This window comes from Atopomonas sediminilitoris, assembly GCF_022601735.1.
In the GTDB taxonomy this organism is placed as follows: Bacteria; Pseudomonadota; Gammaproteobacteria; order Pseudomonadales; family Pseudomonadaceae; genus Atopomonas; species Atopomonas sediminilitoris.
Map to the genome: position 1 here is coordinate 288,153 of NZ_JAKUMM010000005.1, position 16,608 is coordinate 304,760.

Below are 16,608 nucleotides of genomic sequence, written 5' to 3' on the forward strand. Positions count from 1 at the left end.
CCTCGACAGTTGGTACCAGCGTAGAGTCAGGCTAGCATTGACGACCTCATCCTATACCCTGCGCGACAATTGGCGATGGCCGCAGATGCCAGCGCAGGCGACGAATAACGACAAGGAACAATATGAAACGCTTTCGTGGGTTGGCAGTGATCGTGGTGGTGGCCGTGGCGGCTTCGCTGGTCGGGTTTTGGCCTTATCGTGCGGCGCTATTCCCTACCCCCTCACAACAAGAGGCCAGCATGGCGCGGCTAAAAGACGCGCTGACCTTTGTGCCGGCCAGCGACCAAGTGGGCCCAACGGTGTTGGTGTTTCACGGCTGCTCAGGGCAAACCCCGGGCTTTTTCCAGCATGTTTCTGCCTGGCTGGTGCCCAAGGGCTACCACGTGTTGTTTGTGGATAGCTTAAAGGCGCGCGATATCCCGATTCAGACCGGCCAATACCCCGTGTGTGACGGCAAAGTGTTGTGGGGCAGTGAGCGGGCGCAAGATGTGTTCGCCGCGCTGGCGCTGCTCAAAGACTATCCATTGGCCGACCCACAACAGCTGGTGCTGCTGGGTTATTCGCACGGCGGCTGGACGATTTTTGACGCCCTGAGCCAGGCCGGCCACGAGGGTCACGGCTACACCGCACCGAGCGCTGAGGCGTTGGCCGGGGTTAAAGGCGTGATCGCCTATTACCCCTTCTGCGGCTTCCCTTCGAGTCACGCGCAAAGCGGCGTGGCGTTGGCTACACCGCTGCTGATGTTTTTAGCCGGTGCGGACACGGTGGTCAGCCCGCAAGAATGTTTGAACGCGGCGGCTAACTTTGCCAGCCAGCCGTTGGATATTCGCCAGTTTGCCGGTGCCGAGCATGTGTTTGATCAGCCCAGCGGCATGAACAGCGAAGTGCCGGCCATGGCGCGTGCCGCCGAAGCGCAAGCTGAGGCCTTCTTGGCCGAACACTTAAACAGCAAGGAGTGAGCGATGAGTAAGCCGGTTGCAGTGATTTTGTCGGGTTGTGGCGTGTTTGATGGCGCGGAAATTAACGAAACCGTACTGACCTTGTTGCGCTTGGAACAACAGGGCGCCACCTATCAATGTTTTGCCCCCAACGTGGCGCAGCATCACGTGATCAACCACCTCAATGGCGAAGCCATGGCCGAGACGCGCAACGTGTTGGTTGAGGCGGCGCGCATTTGCCGAGGGGCGATTCGCGACGTGGCCGAACTGGCGGTGGACGACTTTGCAGCGGTGATTTTGCCCGGTGGTTTTGGCGTGGCGAAAAACCTCTCCAACTTTGCCTTTGCAGGGGCCGATTGCACCGTGCAAGCCGATGTCTTGGCGGCCTTAAAAGCGTTTGCAGCGGCGGGTAAGCCGGTGGGGCTGGAGTGCATTGCACCGGCTTTGGCGGCAAAAATCTTTGGCCCCGGTGTGCGCTGCACCATCGGTAATGACGCCGATACCGCCGCGGCGGTGACGGCCAGCGGCGCGCACCACCAAAGCTGTGTGGTCAGCGATATCGTCGAAGACAGTCAGTGCAAGTTGGTGACCACGCCGGCGTACATGTTGGCCGGCTCCTTGGTGGAAGCGGCGCAAGGCATCAACAAGCTGGTCGATCGCGTCCTAGCTTTGGCCTGATCGTCACCTCATGGGCGGTGGCCAGCGGTTATGCTGGTCGCCCCGCAGACGCTTGCAACAGGATGCCGCCGGCCATGAGTCATGATTCCCCCGTCCTTGATCCCCTCGTCCGTGAGGGGATCGCCCGCTTTATCGAGCAGATTCCTTTCAACAAGCTGCTGGGTATCGAACTGCTGTCGATCGAAGAAGACGCCGTTGAGATGCGCGTGCCGATGCGGCCAGAGCTGGTGGGCAATTACCTGCACGGCATTCTGCACGGTGGTGTCACGGCGACTATTTTGGATGTGGCCGGCGGCTTGATGGCCTTGGTCGGCGCCAGCCTAAAAAACCAGCACTTAAGCTCGTCTGAACGCATGGCACGGTTGTCCAAGTTGGGCACCATCGACTTACGCGTGGACTACTTGCGCCCGGGGCGCGGCACGGCGTTTATCGCCCGCGCCACCCCGCTGCGCAGTGGCAATAAGGTGGCGGTGATCCGCTGCGAACTGCATGCCTTAGAAGGCGAACTCATCGCGGTGGGAACGGGCACCTACCTGTGCGGCTGAGGCCACGACTTGCGCCGCGCGCGTGAGTAATGCCGCGCAGCTTTCCGCTATGCGGTGCTTGTCACCGTGCAATCTTGGCTAAGCTCAATACACGATACGGTCATGAGGGGTCGTGATGAGCTTTTCCTTGGGTATTGCCGTCCCGCCGGACATGCTGGTCATCCCGTTCGAGCATCAGAATTTTTTATTGCTATTGGCAATTACGATTGCCGTGGCCGCTGCGTTTGTCACGCAAAGCCTGGTGGAATACATGATCATGCGGCTGCGCGCGGGCATTGCGCAGTGGCAGTTGTATGTCAGTGTGGCGCTGGCCGCGTTCTGCTTGGGCGCTGGGGTTTGGTCGCTGCATTTCATCAGCCTGCTGGCGCTGCAGGTGCCTATCCAGCGCAGTTACGACGTGGGTTTGACCCTGCTGTCGCTGTTGTTGGCATGTGCTGCGGCGCTGGCCTCCTTGGTGCTGCTGGCTAAAACGGCGTTAAAACATCGCCTGCTGTATGCCGGGTTGATCTCCGGCATGGGCATTCTCAGCATGCATTACACCGGCATGGTGTCGATGCGTAGCATCGCCGTGCAGCTGCATAATCCGTGGTGGTTATTAGTCACCGTGCCTTTGGCGGTGGCGGTGGGTATGTTGGGTTATTTTTTGGTGGAGCGCTTATTACGCACCACACAGCTACTCAGTTATTTAGCGCTGAAAATCAGTATCAGCCTGCTGTTGGCCTTGGGTGTGGCTGCCGTGCATTGGGTTGGCATGCACGGTATGCAGTTGCTGGTGCCGGTGGACTTACAAGCGTTTGTACAAAATGCCAGCAGCACCGATACCGAACTCGGCCTCGTGGTGGGCATGATCACCTTGTTAATTATGTTGATTGGCTTGGTCGGCAGCAGCTGGGGGCAGCAAGTGATTCGCCAGCAAAGCAGTGCGCTGAGTCAGGCAGCGTTGCGTTTGCAGCAGGCGAGCGATTACGACCCGCTGACGGGCCTCTACAACAGTCGTGCCTTTCGCGAGAAGTTACACCAGCGCTTGTCAGTGCAGGCCGATGAGCAGCCCGCCTTGGTACTGTGGTTAGACTTAGACCAGTTCAAGCGCATCAATGACAGCCTAGGCCACGCTCATGGCGACGATTTGCTGGTGCAAGTGGCGCTGCGTTTGCGCGCAGCGCTATCGGGTAATGCGCTACTGGGTCGTTATGCGGCGGATGAGTTTTGTGTCTTGGTCAATGATGCCGACCTCGACAGCTTAGAAGCCTTGCCGCAGCGCTTGCGGGATCAACTAGAGCCGCCGTTTAGCGTGGGCGACACCACGCTGCAGTTGAGTGCCAGCATCGGTTTTACCTATTTCCCGGATGATGGCCGTGAGCCCGGCGAGTTATTGCGTGACGCGGGCATCGCTTTGGGCTGGTGTAAAAAGAACGGGCGTAACCGCAGCCAGCGTTTCAGCATGACCTTGGCGGGTGAGGCGCAGATGGACTTGCGCTTGGAGCAAGACCTGCGTGAAGCGCTGGACCAAGATGGCCTTGAGGTGTTTACCAACCTATCGTGCGCGCTGAGGATGGCCATGTTGAAGGGCTTGAGGCGCTGGTGCGCTGGCCGCACGCCTTATTTGGCATGATCAACCCGGAGCGTTTCGTCGGTTTGGCCGAGCAATGCGGCTTGATTGGCGAGCTGGATGATTGGGTCATGCGCCGGGCTTGTCGCGATGTCTGCCGGTTACACGGTCAGGGGCTGGAGTTGCGCGTTGGGGTGAATTGCTCAGCGCTGAACTTATCGGATCCAGAGCTGCCAGCGCGGGTGGATAACGCACTGCGCAGCTCGTGCTTGCCTGCTGCTTATTTAACGATCGAAATCACCGAAAACGCCTTGATGGGCAACTTGCTGCAAGCGGCGGACAGCTTGCAGAAAATCCGTGAGCTGGGCGTGCGGGTGTCGATTGACGACTTCGGCACGGGCTATTCGTCGCTGGCGTACTTGCGTCGCTTGCCGGTCAATACGCTAAAGATTGACCGCTCTTTTGTGCGCGAGCTGGACACTAACCAGCAGGATCAAGAACTCACCGGCGCCATTATTGCCATGGCGCACAAGCTGCAATTGCGCGTGGTCGCCGAAGGCGTTGAATCGCTCAAGCACGTGTCTTTGTTGCGCAGTCAGCAGTGCGATTTGTTGCAAGGCTTTTGGTTCAGCAAGCCATTGCCTGTGGCTGATTTATTGGAATGGCTCAGCCTGTACCGGCCGATTGACGTATTACCGCCGCAGGCCCAGCAACAGGTGAGCTGATCAGGCTTTTTGTTGCACGGTGGCTAGCAACCCCGCCGCCAGCACAAAGCAGCCACCGAAGACCTTATTGACCAAGCTTTGTTGGGCAGGGCTTTTCAGCAGGCTCAGTACGCGGGCGGCTAAACCGGTGTAGCCGGCCATCACGATCAAGTCCACCGCAATGATGGTGCCGCCCAAAATCAGGTACTGCACCAGCAAGGGCTTGGTAGGGTCGATAAACGGTGGCAGCACCGCCAAGATAAAAATGATCGACTTGGGGTTGCTGGCGTTGACCATAAAACCGCGCAGCAGTAGCGACAGTGGCCGACCGATGGGGCGGCCTTCTTCGTTGCTGGTCAGTGGTGCGGGCGGGCTGCGCCATTGGCTAATCCCCAGCCACACCAAGTAGGCCACGCCCAGCCACTTAATCAGCTCAAAGGCCAGCGTGGAGGCGACTAACAGCGCGCCTAAGCCTGCCGCGACAATCCCGACGTGCAGGGCCATGGCCACTTGCAGGCCGATGGCAGTCCAGTAGCCACGCCAAAAGCCATAACGCACGCCGCTGCTCATCGAGGCCACCGCACCGGCCCCCGGTGACAGGCTCAATAGCCAGCAAGCGGCAAAAAAAGTTAACCACACCGACAACGCCATGATGTCCCTCGGCCATAAAAACAAAACCCCAGACTAGCTGGGGCTTTGTTCGGCAGCTAGGTACAGTTACGGCGTATTTTTGCGTAACTCTACCGCCTGCTTGGCGACTTTTTTGCCGCGCATGCGGATGTTGAGGGCCTCAACCGCCAGCGAGAACGCCATAGCGAAGTACACATAGCCTTTGGGTACGTGCACGCCGAATGCTTCTGCCACCAGCAAGGTGCCGACGCAAATCAAGAACGACAGGGCGAGAATCTTCAACGACGGGTGCTTGTCGATGAAGTCGCTGATGGTGCCGGCTGAGAGCATCATCACGCCGACGGAAATCACGATCGCGGCCACCATCACCGGCACATGCGAGACCAAGCCAACGGCGGTGATCACGGAGTCCAGCGAGAACACGATATCGATGATCGCAATCTGGATGATGATGCCGATAAAGCCGCGTGCGGCGCTGGCGTTGTCGCCTTCCCCGTTTGCTTCTTCGCCTTCTAGCCCGTGGTAGATCTCCATGGTGCTTTTGAACAGCAAGAACAAGCCGCCGAAGAACAGAATCAGGTCGCGGCCAGAGATGCCGTGCTCCATGACCGTGAACAGGTCGTCGGTCAGCTGCATCACCCACGAAATCGACAGCAGCAGCAAGATGCGGGTGCCCATCGCCAACGCCAAGCCAAAGAAGCGTGCTTTGGGCTGCATGGCTTTGGGCAGGCGGCTAACGAGGATGGAAATAAAAATAATGTTGTCGATGCCTAGGACGATTTCCAAAGCAGTCAGGGTTAGAAAGGCAACCCAAATTTCTGGGCTGGTCAGCCATTCCATGTTGTTGATCCTTGCGAGGGTCTGAGGGCGATATTGCCCGCCGGCATTCTAGGGGGCGCCGCACAAGGCGTCGAGTGAGTGCCGACGTGTGCACGGCTGTTCGTCTAGGGCTGAGCGCTGTCGACGCTGGGGTACAGTTGCGGCAGTGACAGCTGCTCGACTAGATAGTGGCGCAACGCTTGGCCGTTGGGGCTGGCGAGGTTAATCCACAGATTGTTGGGCACGCGCAGCAAGTCCTGCTCGGCAAATTGGTAGTCCGCTGCCTGCGCCCCTTGCTGGTTGAGCACGTACCAGCCGCTGGCCTCGGCGGCCATCACGTAATCCACCCGTTTGCGCCGCAGCATGGCAAAGGCTTGGCTCAGCTCGTCGATCGGCATGATCTCCAGTCCCGCCTCTTGTAGCGCGTGCACGCGCGGGCTGGCGGTGTAACTGCGGGTCATTGCCACCGAGCCCGGTGCGAGATCGGCAAAGGTTTGCCAAGTAAAAGCCTGCGTGTCGCCCGTGGGCTGACGCCGAAACAAACTGATGCGGATGCCTTGGTTATCGAGGGCGATATTGCTCAGGTGCTGACGCGAGACCTCGGCGGCGGGCGGCATCAAGCTGGCGTCCCAGCCGCTGGTGCGGCTCATGGTGTGCTGCACGCGCGCCGGCGGCAGGCTACGAAGTTGTACAGTAAACGGTGAGCCGTGCAGAGTTTTCTGCAGTAAGGCCACGGTGAAACCGCCATCGGCCAATGTGGTGCTGGTGTACGGCGGGTATTCGATCATCAGTAATTCGAGGTTTTGTGCCCGCACGGCGCCAGCTAGAGCGCTTTGTAGCAAGCTAAAGACCAGCAGAGGGACGAGTAAGCGACTGCGCAGCATGGCAATTCATCAAGAGGGCCTGCTCAGAGTTTAGTCAAAAGCGCATAAATTTATTGTGCGGTATTTGATTGTTTGTATAGATTTGTGTACAACATTTACACGCCTGTACATTTTTACTGCTGCGAGGTTTTTATGCCCAGCTATACCGCCCCCCTGCGTGACATGCAGTTTGTGTTTGATGAAGTACTTGATGCTTATGCCACCTTGCAGACGCTGCCCTCGCAGCGCGAGTTCGGTCACGATCTCGGTGGCGCCATCTTAGAAGAGGCCGCAAAGCTTGCGGCTAACGTGCTGGCACCGGTGAACGGACCTGGCGACAAACAAGGCTGTCAGTACGACCCCGCCACCCACAGCGTCACCACCCCCGACGGGTTCAAACAGGCCTACCAGCAGTTTGCCCAAGGCGGCTGGACGGCCTTGGCGTGCTCGCCAGACTTTGGCGGCCAAGGCCTACCGCATGTGCTGAACATGATGGTGGAAGAAATGGTCTGCTCAGCCAACTTGTCGTTGGGCATGTACCCAGGCCTGACCCACGGTGCAATCAATGCACTCACCGCGCACGGCACGCCCGAGCAACAGCAGGCGTATTTGCCCAAGCTGATCAGCGGCGAATGGACAGGCACCATGTGCCTGACCGAGCCGCAGTGCGGCACCGATTTAGGCCTGATCCGCACGCGGGCGGTGCCGCAAGCCGATGGCAGCTATGCCATCAGCGGCACCAAGATTTGGATCACCGGCGGTGAACACGATCTGGTGGATAACATCGTGCACTTGGTGCTGGCCAAGCTGCCGGATGCGCCAGACAGCGTCAAAGGTATCTCGCTGTTCTTGGTGCCCAAGTTTTTGCATGACGGTAGCCGTAATCCAGCGTTCTGTGGCGGCCTAGAACACAAGATGGGCATCAAGGGCTCGGCCACCTGTGTGATGAACTTTGAAGGCGCCAAAGGCTGGCTGATTGGTGAGGCCAACAAGGGCCTCAAGTGCATGTTCACCATGATGAACTCGGCGCGCCTGATGGTCGGTCTGCAGGGTTTGGGCATTGCCGAAAACGCCTATCAAATCAGCTTGGGCTTTGCCAAAGAGCGCCTGCAAAGTCGCGCTTTGTCTGGCCCGAAGGCGGCCGATAAGCCGGCTGACCCCATCATCGTGCACCCGGATGTGCGCCGCATGTTACTGCGGCAGAAGGTGGTGATCGAAGGGTGCCGTGCATTGGCTTATTACACCGGTCTGCATCAAGACGTGGCACATGATCACGAAGACCCAGCCGTGCGCGAGCAGGCCGATGATATCGTGCAGCTGCTCACTCCCGTGGTGAAGGCGTTCCTGACCGATGAAGGGTCCACCTGTGCTAACGAAGGCTTACAAGTGCTGGGTGGCGCTGGCTTTACCGAGGACTGGGGCATTGAGCAATTGGTCCGCGATTGCCGGATCACGCGCATTTACGAAGGCACCAACGGCATTCAGGCCTTGGACTTGGTCGGGCGCAAACTGGGCCTCGGTGGTGGTCGCGCGGTGCGTCACTTCTTCGCCATGCTCGAGACTTGGCTCAAGGCCAATCCAGAAGCCCCGCACACCGCCGCAGTCACCAAAGCGCTGAAGCAACTGCAAGCGGCCACCATGTGGATTGCCACCGAAGGGATGAAAGACCCCGAGCAAGCCGGCGCCGCCTCGGTGCCCTATCTGCGCCTGTTCGCCCTGACCACGCTGGCGTGGTTGTGGTCGCGCATGGCGTATGTTGCGCAGCAGAAGCTGGATGCCGGCAGCAGCGAAACTACCTTCTACGGGGCCAAGCTCAAGTCGGCGGATTTTTATATGGCGCGTGTGCTGACGGAAACCGACGGTCTGCTGGCCGAAATCAAAGCCGGTAAAGCCACCTTGATGGCCTTTAGCGAAGAAGAGTTTGCGGTGTAACCCCTGCGCTCGTGCGTAGCCCAGCGCACGAGATCTCTGCGCACGCCGGCAGCAAAGCCCCCCCGCTTATTTGTGCTGCCGGTTTTTTTATTGCGCCCTGCTGGCCTGAGCGTTACGCGTCTTGCAAGGAGGCCTGCAGGGTTTCCAGCTGTTCCAACGCCGTCATCCACGCTTCTTCGAGTTCATCGACTTGGATTTTTAGCGTGGTTTGCTGGTTGAGCAGGGCTTTGAGGTCGTCCTTGCGGTGGGCGTCGTACAGGCTGCTGTCGCCTAACTGCTGCTCTACCTCGGCCAGTTGGCCTTGGACTTTTTCCAGCTGCTGCTCGAGCTTGTCGCAGGCTTTTTTCTGTGGCGCCAGTTGTTGGCGCAGCGCTGCCGCAGCTTGCCGTTGGGCTTTGCGATCGACTTTCGGCGCGTCACTGCTGTCGTTGTCCGGCGCAGCTTGTGCGCTGCGGTAGTCGGCTAGCCAGCGGCTGTAGTCGTCAAGGTCGCCGTCAAAGCTTTGCACGCGGCCTTCGGCCACCAGCAGGAATTGATCGGTGCAGCTTTTTAGCAGGTGACGGTCGTGCGACACCAACAGCACCGCGCCCTCAAAGGCCTGCAGGGCCATGGTCAGGGCGTGGCGCATTTCTAAGTCGAGGTGGTTGGTGGGTTCGTCGAGCAGCAGCAAGTTGGGCCGTTGCCAAGCAATCAAAGCCAGCGCAAGGCGGGCTTTTTCACCACCGGAAAACGGTGCCACCGGCGTTTCGACCCGCTCACCACGAAAATCAAAACCACCCAAAAAGTCGCGCAGGGTTTGCTCGCGCTCATCTGGGGCAATGCGCTGCAGATGCAACAAGGCCGAGGCTTTGGGGTCGAGGCTGTCGAGCTGGTGCTGGGCAAAATAACCCACCGCCAAGTGCTCGCCGGTTTGTCGTGTGCCGCTCAACAGCGCCAAACTGCCGGCCAGTGTTTTGATCAGGGTCGATTTACCCGCCCCGTTAGGGCCCAGCAGGGCATAACGATCGCCGGGCGCGAGTTGCAGTTTGACCTGCTGCAAGATCACCGCGCCTTGATGGCCCAAATCGGCCTCTTGCACGTCGAGCAGCGGGCTGGACACTTTCAGTGCCTCGCGAAAGCTGAACTCAAAGGGTGAGTCGGCGTGGGCCGGGGCGAGGTCTTCCAAGCGTTCCAGCATCTTGATCCGGCTTTGCGCCTGCCGCGCCTTGGTGGCTTGCGCCCGAAAGCGTGCAATGTACTTTTCGAGGTGCGCACGCTGGGCTTGTTGTTTATCAAACATCACCTGCTGCTGGGCTAAGCGCTCGGCGCGGGTGCGTTCAAAGGCGGTGTAGCCGCCGCGATACAAGGTCAGGGTTTGCTGCTCGATATGGATGATGTGGTCGATCACCGAATCAAGAAAATCGCGGTCGTGCGAGATCAACAGCAAGGTGCCAGGATAGCGCTTGAGCCACTCTTCCAGCCACAAGATGGCATCCAAATCGAGGTGGTTGGTGGGCTCGTCCAGCAGCAATAAGTCGGACGGGCACATCAGTGTTTGCGCCAAGTTCAAGCGCATGCGCCATCCGCCGGAAAAGCTCGATACGGGGCGTTGCATTTCTGCTTCGTTAAAGCCCAAGCCAGCCAGCAAACGCCGCGCACGGCTGTCGGCGGTGTAACCGTCGGCGGCATCAAATTCGGCATGCAGACGGGCGAGTGCGCTGTTGTCGTGGGCGGCTTCGGCGACGCTTAAGTCGTGTTGAATGCGCCGCAGTTGCTGGTCGCCATCGAGCACGTAATCCACCGCGAGGCGATCCAGCGCGTCGACCTCTTGCTGCATATGGGCAATGCGCCAGCTGCTGGGCAGGTCACAGCGCCCGGCATCGGCCCCGAGTTCACCGCGCAAGAGGGCGAACAGGGTTGATTTGCCCGCGCCGTTGGCGCCGACCAAGCCAGCTTTTTGCCCTGGGTGCAGGGTCAGGTTGGCGTTGTCCAAAAGGCGCAGGGCGCCGCGTTGTAAGGTCAGGCTGTCGATTCGAATCATGGGCGCAAGGCGCAGGGCCTAGTAGTCTTGGCAAAAACGGGGGGTGAATTATGCGCGATCTGTGGGCTTTCGCCACGCACTTGTATGGTCAACACGACGTAGAACGCCAATGTTTGGCTTGGCAGACGCAAGGCGGTGATGTGTGTTTGTTGTTGTGTGCGGCGTGGTTAGACCGCGAGCAGGTGCCTTTTAGCGCGCCCCGTTGGCTTGAATTACAGGCGCTCAGTGCGGACTGGCAGAAGACGTGGCTGGCGCCCATGCGCGCATTACGGCAACAGGCTAAAGCTTGGTGTGCCGAGGATGCGGCTCGTCACGCCTTGCGTGAGCGCTTGAAGGCGGTGGAGCTGGATAGCGAGCGGGCGTTGCTGGCGCAGTTAGCGCAAGCGGTGGCGGCCTGGCCGTCGAGCAGCGACACGGCGGGTGAGGCGGGTTGGCTGGTGGCGCTCGGTACAGGCGAAGCACTGCGGGCGCGGTTGCGCGCGGCGAGCGGTTTCTAGCAGGGTGAGCTAGGCAGCAGGCGAGCTGCTGCCGCTCGGGTGGCTTAGGCTTTTTTCTCGGCGCTGGCAGCAGGCGCCTCAGTGTTGCTTGCTACGGCCGTTGTTGCCGCAGAACTTGGCGCAGGTGCCGCGGCGGCCGCTGGCTTAGCGCTGGCAACCGGTTTGGCGGCTGGTTTTTTCGCGGCAGGCTTAGTGGCCGGCTTAGGCGCAGGCTTGGTTACCGGTTTTTTCGCTGCCGGTTTAGCGGCTGCTTTGGCAGCGGCGGGCTTGGCGGCGGGCTTAGCAGCGGTGCTGCTGGCGGCGGGCTTCTTCGCTGGAGTTTTTTTCGCAGCGGGTTTGGCGGCCGCTTTGCTGCTGGCGGTTTTGGCGCTAGCAGGTTTGGCGGCGGCTGGTTTCTTGGCTGCCGGTTTAGCTGCCGGTTTGCTCACGGCTTTGGGGGCGGCGGCTTTTTCTTCGATATGCGCTTTGGCTTGGTCGCCCACGGCGGCAATGCCTTCGGCCAGCTTTAAGGTTTTTTGCGTATCACCTTGCAGCGAGCTCAGGTAGTTGCGGGTGTCTTGCAGGCGCTCTTGCAAGCTGGCCAACAGGCTGTCGATGTCTTGCAGGCGCTTTTCGGCGCGCTGACGGGCTTTGTTTTTGCCGGCGGCGAGCGCTTCTTCAAGCTTGGCTTGTACCTTGGCGCGTTTCTCTTGCACCTTGCCGCGCTGTTTTTCCAGCTTAACCAGCAGTTGTTCGGCTTCTTTTTGGGCTGCTGTACAGGCTTGCGCGAGGTGTGAAATCAGGCTGCTGGATAGGTCCGACAGCAGGTGCAGCGGGGTAACAATACGACTTTTCTTTGCGGCCATGGTTAAGCCTCCTGGCTGGTAGGGCGTGCCAACACTATAGGCAGGGTTAAAGGCGGCGACCAGTGACACTTTCGGTTAGCATCAAGGCCATTGTCACAGATCAAGAGGACGTTTTATGGCCTTACGGATGAGCGTGGTGGTCTCGGCGGTGGTCTCGGCGATGTTGCTGAGCAGTGTATTGAGTGGCTCAGCCTTTGCCGCGACTGCACCGGCGGCGCCCAAAGATGAGCTGGCGTATAGCTTGGGCGTGCGCATTGGCGAGCGCTTGCGCGATGAGGTGCCGGCGTTGTCGGTGAGCGATTTGCTCGCGGGCTTGCAGGCGGCTTATCAAGGTCAACCGCTGGCCTTGGATGCGGCGAAGATCGAAACCTTGCTGGCGGAACATGAGGCGGCGCAGGCGGATAGCCCCGCCGCTGATGCGCGCCAGCAGCGCCAAGAGGCGGCTTACATTGCCCAGTTCAAGGCGCGCCACCCCAGTGCGCGGGTGTTAGACGGCGGCGTGCTGGTGCGCGAGCTGAGCACCGGTCGTGGCCCAACACCGCGCGCCGATGCCATGGTCACGGTGCGCTATAGCGGCAAGCTGGCCGACGGCAGTGTGTTTGATGCCAGTCCCGAGGCGGTGCGCTTTGCCTTGGCTTCGCTGATCCCGGGGTGGCGTACGGCGCTGACGCAGATGCCTGTGGGTTCGCACTGGGAAATCTTGATTCCGTCGTCGCAGGCGTATGGTGCAGAGGGCGCTGGCGATGTGATTCCGCCGTACGCGCCCTTGTTGTTTGATGTGTTGCTAGAGAAGGCTGAATAGTCAAGGAGGGGCGGACTACCGGCCGGCTCAACTCAATCACGGCGTTGCGCGGTGCTTGAGTTGTGCGGCGGTTAAATCAGCTTGTCTTAGGCTTTTTCGGCCATGGCTTGATCGCGGTGGGCGTTGTGCAGCACTTCGATCAGGCAGTCTTCCAATTCAAAGCGCTCGTGCAGCTGCTGGCCCATGATGGCCAGCGCGGTGGTTAAGCCATGCTCACGCAGGTCGCCATTGTCGACGCGATCATTGAACTTCAGCGCTTGGCTGGTGATGGCTTCAAGGCGGGGATAAATCTGCTTGGCCAACTCCAGTGCGCGTTGATCGTTGAAGGATTCGGCTTCTTTGATCAGCTGCTCGTACACCTCAAAGTGCCCTGCAGACACGTAGTCCACCAAGATTTGGCAGAACTGCAGTGGTGTGGTGGTGGTGTCATCGGCGTCTTGCGAGGTCAACGATGAGAAGGCCTCGATCAGTTCGTGACGCTCGGTCAGCCAGCGGTCGATCAATTGGTGAACGCCGCCCCAGCGCTCCTGGGCATTGCGACAACTTTCTAGCATAAGCACCTCGATCCCGGGTGGTTGTTATTATGACCAGCAAGGCTGGCTGGTGAGGAAGCTTCGACGAAGCTCCGGGAAATGGTCTGGCCCAAGGCCGGAAGGTCAGGGTATGCCAGTGGCCCGCAGCCATCAAGAAAGGCTGCGGGCATTTTTCATACAAGCGTTTGATAGTGTGCGCGTGGCGGTTTAGCGCCCTGGCGCGGGCTATTTACGCAGCAGTTGCAGCAGCGCGGCGACGCTTAAACCGACAAAGCTCAGCAGGCTTAATTCGGGGATGCTCAGACCCAAAAAGGTCCAATCGACTTTGGCGCAATCGGCGGTGCCGCTGAGCATTTTGCTGAGGATTTCCCACAGCGGAAAGGCTTCGAGCATGTAGTCCAGCGGCGGCAAGCAGGCGGGCACTTGGTCTGCCGGCAGGGTGGTTAAATATACTTGCCGCGCGGCGGTGGCCACGCCGGCGGCGGCGCACAGCATGGCAATGCCGGCATACACCTTGCGGCCCACCCCTTGCGGGTTATGCAGGGCCGCGATGAGGCATACCAAGCCCACCGCCATCACCTCAATGCGCTGCACAATGCACAGCGGGCAGGGTTCTTGTCCCAGTACATGCTCCATGTACAGCGCGCCGCCGACAATCGCCAAGCAGGCGCTAAACATCAATAAAAACAAAGGGCGAGGGGCAAACAGCTGCATGGTGAGATCCTTATAAACCGGCGTGCAACGTAGTGGGTTGTCAGTAAGAGGGCAAGCCAGCTGTGGCAGCATAAGGACGGCCGGCGCAATTGGCTAGGGTAACGGTCGCCACCGCTTTAGCGTGGGGTTGGCTGCGCCTTGAGTGACGTGGCGTAACAATGTTGTCGATGGCCGCGTAACCTTTGGCGTTTACGCCCTACCAAGGTTGGCCGCCGGGGCTGCTAAGCTCGATAAAAAGCCTGTGAGCTGAGTAGTGCATGACAAAGGCATTTAACGCTGTGCGATGGCTAGCGCGTTGTGGTGCGCTGGTGAGCCTGTTGCTGGCTTCTGCGCTGCACGCGCAAGGGTTGGATTTGCGCCATAGCCCTAATGATTGGCAGCTACCGGCGCAGCCTGATTTTCAATGGCTGGCACCTGATGCCGGCCCGCACGATGTGCTGGCAGACGCTTGGCAGCGCTGGCCGCACGCCAGCATCAACTTGATTGATCAGACGCAGGCGCTGTGGCTGCGTATCCCCCTGACGCTTGATCCAAACCGCCCGTGGCGCCTGTACAGCGAGTGGCCGCAGATGGGCGACATCGCGGCCTACTGGCAGGCCGGTGACGGGCAGTTAGTGGCGTTGCCGCTTACACAAGGTTTGCGCTACCCCGTGTTTGCTCTGCCGCAGCAGGCAGGCAGCGGCCATGTGTTGTTAAAAGTCCATTACCCACAAATCGCCTTGGTGCCGCTGCGCGTGCTGACCGAGCCCGCGTTGCAGGATGTACGCAGCGAACAACACGGCTGGCTGGGCGTGTTCTTTGGGATTGGTTTGGCGGTGGCGTTGTACAACCTGTTTCTGTGGATCAGCACGCGGATCACCTTGTACCTGTGGTACGTGCTGTTTCAGATGGCGGTGTATGCGTTTGAGTGGATTCGTTTTGGTCTACACGAGCCGTGGTTTGGGCCGATGGCCGGTAGCGAAGCCTTTATCCTGACCGCCGGCGCCAGTTTTTGGCTGGTCAATATGTTCTCGGTGGTGCTACTGAACCTGCCGCGCTTGGCGCCTAAGCTGTGGCGCTTGTATCGCTGGCTGTTGGCGGCTTTGGGGCTGTTTATCGCCGCGCTGGCTACGCCGTTGGCACCGTACTTGTTGTGGCTGGGCTTGCCGCTGGCGACGCTGGGTACGGTGTTGCCTTTATTGGCGTTTTATCAGGTACGCAGCGCGCACAGTCGTTACATCTGGCTGTATGGCATCAGTTGGGGTTTGCTGATCACTGGCACCTTGCTGTTCAACATGGCGTTGATGGGCTTTATGCCGGTCAATAGCGTGACCAACTATGCACAGCTGTTTGGGTTATCGCTGGAGGCCATGTTGTTGTCGTTCCTCTTGGGCTTGCGTTTGAATGACTTGCGTCGCCAGCGCACCGAAATAGCCGAAGAACTATTGTCGGTGAAGAACCACGCCAACCAGCGTCTAGAGCAAGAAGTGGCGTTAAAAACCGCCAGTCTCAATCAAGCCCTGAGCGAGCTGAAACACGCGCACGCGGCGTTGGGTGAAACCGCCCGACGTGATGCGCTCACGGGGCAATACAATCGCCGGCACTTTGATGAGACGCTGGCGCTTGAGCTGCAACGCGCGCGGCGTGAAGGCAGCGAGCTGAGTTTAGCGCTGGTGGATATTGATCACTTCAAGGCCTTCAATGATCGCCATGGTCACTTGACCGGCGATGACTGCTTGCGCGCGGTGGCGCAGTGCTTAGCGGCGCAATTGCGCCGACCACAAGATGTGCTGGCGCGCTATGGCGGTGAAGAGTTCGCCTTGATCCTGCCCGATACCGCGCTGGCTGGTGCGCACGTCTTGCTGGAAAGCGCTCGTGCGGCGGTGCAGGCGATGGTGTTTGAGCTGGACGGCGACCGCCTGCCGGTCACCGTGAGTATTGGTGTGGCGTCGGTCGTGGCGCAGGGGCAGGCGGAGCAGTTGATCGCCGCCGCCGACCAGCAGTTGTATGCGGCCAAGGCGGCGGGGCGCAATCGGGTTAAGGTTGCGCAGGCGTTGCCGACGCCTTAACCGCCAGCACGGCAAAGATCAGGCAAAACAGTAAATCGTTGGGGCCGTAAATGGCCATAAACAGCGTGGCGAGTGGGTCTTCGGCCCACAGCATCAACCAATCGGGCAGGCCAACCATAAGGCTCAGCCATGCACCGACATACAAGAGTTTTTCTAGCGCGAACACCGCCAGCAAGGTGCGGTTGGGCGTTTTCTGCAGCGCCGTGGCGATATAGGCCAAGCCCCACAGCATGATCGCGAGCAAGCCCATCAGGCTCAGCACTTCGGGTTGCTCGCGGCCCAGCACTGGGCTTTGCAGGCCCTGTGAGAACAGCAAAACCCCGCCAATATTGATCAAACCGGCGACCCATAACCAAACGCGCCAAGACAGTTTTATCCGCATGAGTGCCTCCTTCTTCGCACCGTGATAGCGCACCATACCTCGGGTGTCACCGTTGGTCAGCTACTGCGCATTATTTTGGAACGGCCAAGCCGATCAGCTAGCGTTAAGA

17 protein-coding genes are annotated in these 16,608 nt (G+C 59.5%); 9 read left to right on the plus strand and 8 right to left on the minus strand.

Annotated elements, in window-relative coordinates; genetic code table 11:
• Positions 1-122 precede the first annotated feature (122 nt).
• From MKI83_RS09735 to MKI83_RS09755, 5 genes are all read left to right on the plus strand, one after another.
• A complete protein-coding gene (locus MKI83_RS09735; RefSeq protein ID WP_241585246.1) occupies positions 123-959 on the plus strand; it encodes a dienelactone hydrolase family protein in 837 nt (278 codons plus the stop codon).
• A gap of 3 nt (positions 960-962) precedes the next feature.
• Positions 963-1,616, plus strand: a complete 654-nt coding sequence (gene elbB / locus MKI83_RS09740) for an isoprenoid biosynthesis glyoxalase ElbB (RefSeq protein ID WP_241585247.1) — start codon at positions 963-965, stop codon at positions 1,614-1,616.
• A 74-nt stretch (positions 1,617-1,690) separates the two neighbouring features.
• Complete coding sequence (locus tag MKI83_RS09745) at positions 1,691-2,161, plus strand: thioesterase family protein (protein ID WP_241585248.1); 471 nt, start codon at positions 1,691-1,693, stop codon at positions 2,159-2,161.
• A 115-nt stretch (positions 2,162-2,276) separates the two neighbouring features.
• Positions 2,277-3,773 carry a diguanylate cyclase domain-containing protein gene (locus MKI83_RS09750; RefSeq protein ID WP_241585252.1) on the plus strand — a complete coding sequence of 499 codons (1,497 nt, stop codon included), beginning with the start codon at positions 2,277-2,279 and terminating at the stop codon, positions 3,771-3,773.
• Positions 3,743-4,435 (plus strand): EAL domain-containing protein, encoded by a 693-nt coding sequence (locus MKI83_RS09755; RefSeq protein WP_241585255.1) that lies wholly within the window; start codon positions 3,743-3,745, stop codon positions 4,433-4,435. Before MKI83_RS09750 ends, MKI83_RS09755 begins: the two co-directional genes overlap by 31 nt.
• On the opposite strand, the gene rhtB is transcribed toward MKI83_RS09755, so the two are convergent.
• The 3 genes from rhtB to MKI83_RS09770 form a co-directional block, all read right to left on the minus strand.
• Entirely contained in the window at positions 4,436-5,065 is a 630-nt protein-coding gene (gene rhtB, locus MKI83_RS09760) for a homoserine/homoserine lactone efflux protein (protein WP_241585257.1), read from the minus strand.
• 66 nt (positions 5,066-5,131) lie between these two features.
• Positions 5,132-5,884, minus strand: a complete 753-nt coding sequence (locus tag MKI83_RS09765; protein ID WP_241585259.1) for a TerC family protein — start codon at positions 5,882-5,884, stop codon at positions 5,132-5,134.
• 104 nt (positions 5,885-5,988) lie between these two features.
• Positions 5,989-6,747, minus strand: a complete 759-nt coding sequence (locus tag MKI83_RS09770; protein ID WP_241585262.1) for a transporter substrate-binding domain-containing protein — start codon at positions 6,745-6,747, stop codon at positions 5,989-5,991.
• A gap of 132 nt (positions 6,748-6,879) precedes the next feature.
• Here MKI83_RS09770 and MKI83_RS09775 point away from each other — a divergent pair, with 132 nt between their 5' ends.
• Entirely contained in the window at positions 6,880-8,658 is a 1,779-nt protein-coding gene (locus MKI83_RS09775; protein WP_241585264.1) for an acyl-CoA dehydrogenase C-terminal domain-containing protein, read from the plus strand.
• Positions 8,659-8,770: 112 nt separating this feature from the next.
• On the opposite strand, the gene MKI83_RS09780 is transcribed toward MKI83_RS09775, so the two are convergent.
• Positions 8,771-10,678 carry an ATP-binding cassette domain-containing protein gene (locus tag MKI83_RS09780; RefSeq protein ID WP_241585266.1) on the minus strand — a complete coding sequence of 636 codons (1,908 nt, stop codon included), beginning with the start codon at positions 10,676-10,678 and terminating at the stop codon, positions 8,771-8,773.
• Positions 10,679-10,728: 50 nt separating this feature from the next.
• Between MKI83_RS09780 and MKI83_RS09785 the strand changes: the two genes are divergently transcribed.
• Positions 10,729-11,175, plus strand: coding sequence for a TIGR02444 family protein (locus tag MKI83_RS09785; protein WP_241585274.1), 447 nt, complete (start codon positions 10,729-10,731; stop codon positions 11,173-11,175).
• A gap of 44 nt (positions 11,176-11,219) precedes the next feature.
• Here the strand turns inward: MKI83_RS09785 and MKI83_RS09790 are convergent, their stop codons facing one another.
• A complete protein-coding gene (locus MKI83_RS09790; RefSeq protein ID WP_241585276.1) occupies positions 11,220-12,020 on the minus strand; it encodes an AlgP family protein in 801 nt (266 codons plus the stop codon).
• 160 nt (positions 12,021-12,180) lie between these two features.
• On the opposite strand from MKI83_RS09790, the gene MKI83_RS09795 reads away from it, so the two are divergent.
• A complete protein-coding gene (locus MKI83_RS09795) occupies positions 12,181-12,822 on the plus strand; it encodes an FKBP-type peptidyl-prolyl cis-trans isomerase (RefSeq protein ID WP_370867380.1) in 642 nt (213 codons plus the stop codon).
• 86 nt (positions 12,823-12,908) lie between these two features.
• On the opposite strand, the gene rsd is transcribed toward MKI83_RS09795, so the two are convergent.
• The gene (gene rsd, locus MKI83_RS09800) at positions 12,909-13,376 is read right to left on the minus strand and encodes a sigma D regulator (protein WP_241585280.1); all 468 of its coding nucleotides are present in this window, start codon (positions 13,374-13,376) and stop codon (positions 12,909-12,911) included.
• 204 nt (positions 13,377-13,580) lie between these two features.
• Positions 13,581-14,069, minus strand: a complete 489-nt coding sequence (locus MKI83_RS09805) for a disulfide bond formation protein B (RefSeq protein ID WP_241585282.1) — start codon at positions 14,067-14,069, stop codon at positions 13,581-13,583.
• A 257-nt stretch (positions 14,070-14,326) separates the two neighbouring features.
• Here MKI83_RS09805 and MKI83_RS09810 point away from each other — a divergent pair, with 257 nt between their 5' ends.
• On the plus strand, positions 14,327-16,117 hold the full coding sequence (locus tag MKI83_RS09810) for a sensor domain-containing diguanylate cyclase (RefSeq protein ID WP_241585283.1): 1,791 nt from the start codon (positions 14,327-14,329) through the stop codon (positions 16,115-16,117).
• On the opposite strand, the gene MKI83_RS09815 is transcribed toward MKI83_RS09810, so the two are convergent.
• Complete coding sequence (locus tag MKI83_RS09815; protein ID WP_241585285.1) at positions 16,086-16,499, minus strand: hypothetical protein; 414 nt, start codon at positions 16,497-16,499, stop codon at positions 16,086-16,088. The genes MKI83_RS09810 and MKI83_RS09815 overlap by 32 nt on opposite strands.
• Positions 16,500-16,608: the final 109 nt, after the last annotated feature.

Excerpts from the sequence above, each read along its gene's own strand:
- MKI83_RS09775 (WP_241585264.1), top strand. The coding sequence starts at position 6,880 with ATGCCCAGCTATACCGCCCCCCTGCGTGACATGCAGTTTGTGTTTGAT.
- MKI83_RS09785 (WP_241585274.1), top strand. The coding sequence starts at position 10,729 with ATGCGCGATCTGTGGGCTTTCGCCACGCACTTGTATGGTCAACACGAC.
- MKI83_RS09810 (WP_241585283.1), top strand. The coding sequence starts at position 14,327 with ATGACAAAGGCATTTAACGCTGTGCGATGGCTAGCGCGTTGTGGTGCG.
- MKI83_RS09815 (WP_241585285.1), bottom strand. The coding sequence starts at position 16,499 with ATGCGGATAAAACTGTCTTGGCGCGTTTGGTTATGGGTCGCCGGTTTG.
- MKI83_RS09750 (WP_241585252.1), top strand. The coding sequence starts at position 2,277 with ATGAGCTTTTCCTTGGGTATTGCCGTCCCGCCGGACATGCTGGTCATC.
- MKI83_RS09795 (WP_370867380.1), top strand. The coding sequence starts at position 12,181 with ATGTTGCTGAGCAGTGTATTGAGTGGCTCAGCCTTTGCCGCGACTGCA.
- rhtB (WP_241585257.1), bottom strand. The coding sequence starts at position 5,065 with ATGGCGTTGTCGGTGTGGTTAACTTTTTTTGCCGCTTGCTGGCTATTG.
- MKI83_RS09770 (WP_241585262.1), bottom strand. The coding sequence starts at position 6,747 with ATGCTGCGCAGTCGCTTACTCGTCCCTCTGCTGGTCTTTAGCTTGCTA.
- MKI83_RS09780 (WP_241585266.1), bottom strand. The coding sequence starts at position 10,678 with ATGATTCGAATCGACAGCCTGACCTTACAACGCGGCGCCCTGCGCCTT.
- MKI83_RS09765 (WP_241585259.1), bottom strand. The coding sequence starts at position 5,884 with ATGGAATGGCTGACCAGCCCAGAAATTTGGGTTGCCTTTCTAACCCTG.
- MKI83_RS09805 (WP_241585282.1), bottom strand. The coding sequence starts at position 14,069 with ATGCAGCTGTTTGCCCCTCGCCCTTTGTTTTTATTGATGTTTAGCGCC.
- MKI83_RS09735 (WP_241585246.1), top strand. The coding sequence starts at position 123 with ATGAAACGCTTTCGTGGGTTGGCAGTGATCGTGGTGGTGGCCGTGGCG.
- elbB (WP_241585247.1), top strand. The coding sequence starts at position 963 with ATGAGTAAGCCGGTTGCAGTGATTTTGTCGGGTTGTGGCGTGTTTGAT.
- MKI83_RS09790 (WP_241585276.1), bottom strand. The coding sequence starts at position 12,020 with ATGGCCGCAAAGAAAAGTCGTATTGTTACCCCGCTGCACCTGCTGTCG.
- MKI83_RS09745 (WP_241585248.1), top strand. The coding sequence starts at position 1,691 with ATGAGTCATGATTCCCCCGTCCTTGATCCCCTCGTCCGTGAGGGGATC.
- rsd (WP_241585280.1), bottom strand. The coding sequence starts at position 13,376 with ATGCTAGAAAGTTGTCGCAATGCCCAGGAGCGCTGGGGCGGCGTTCAC.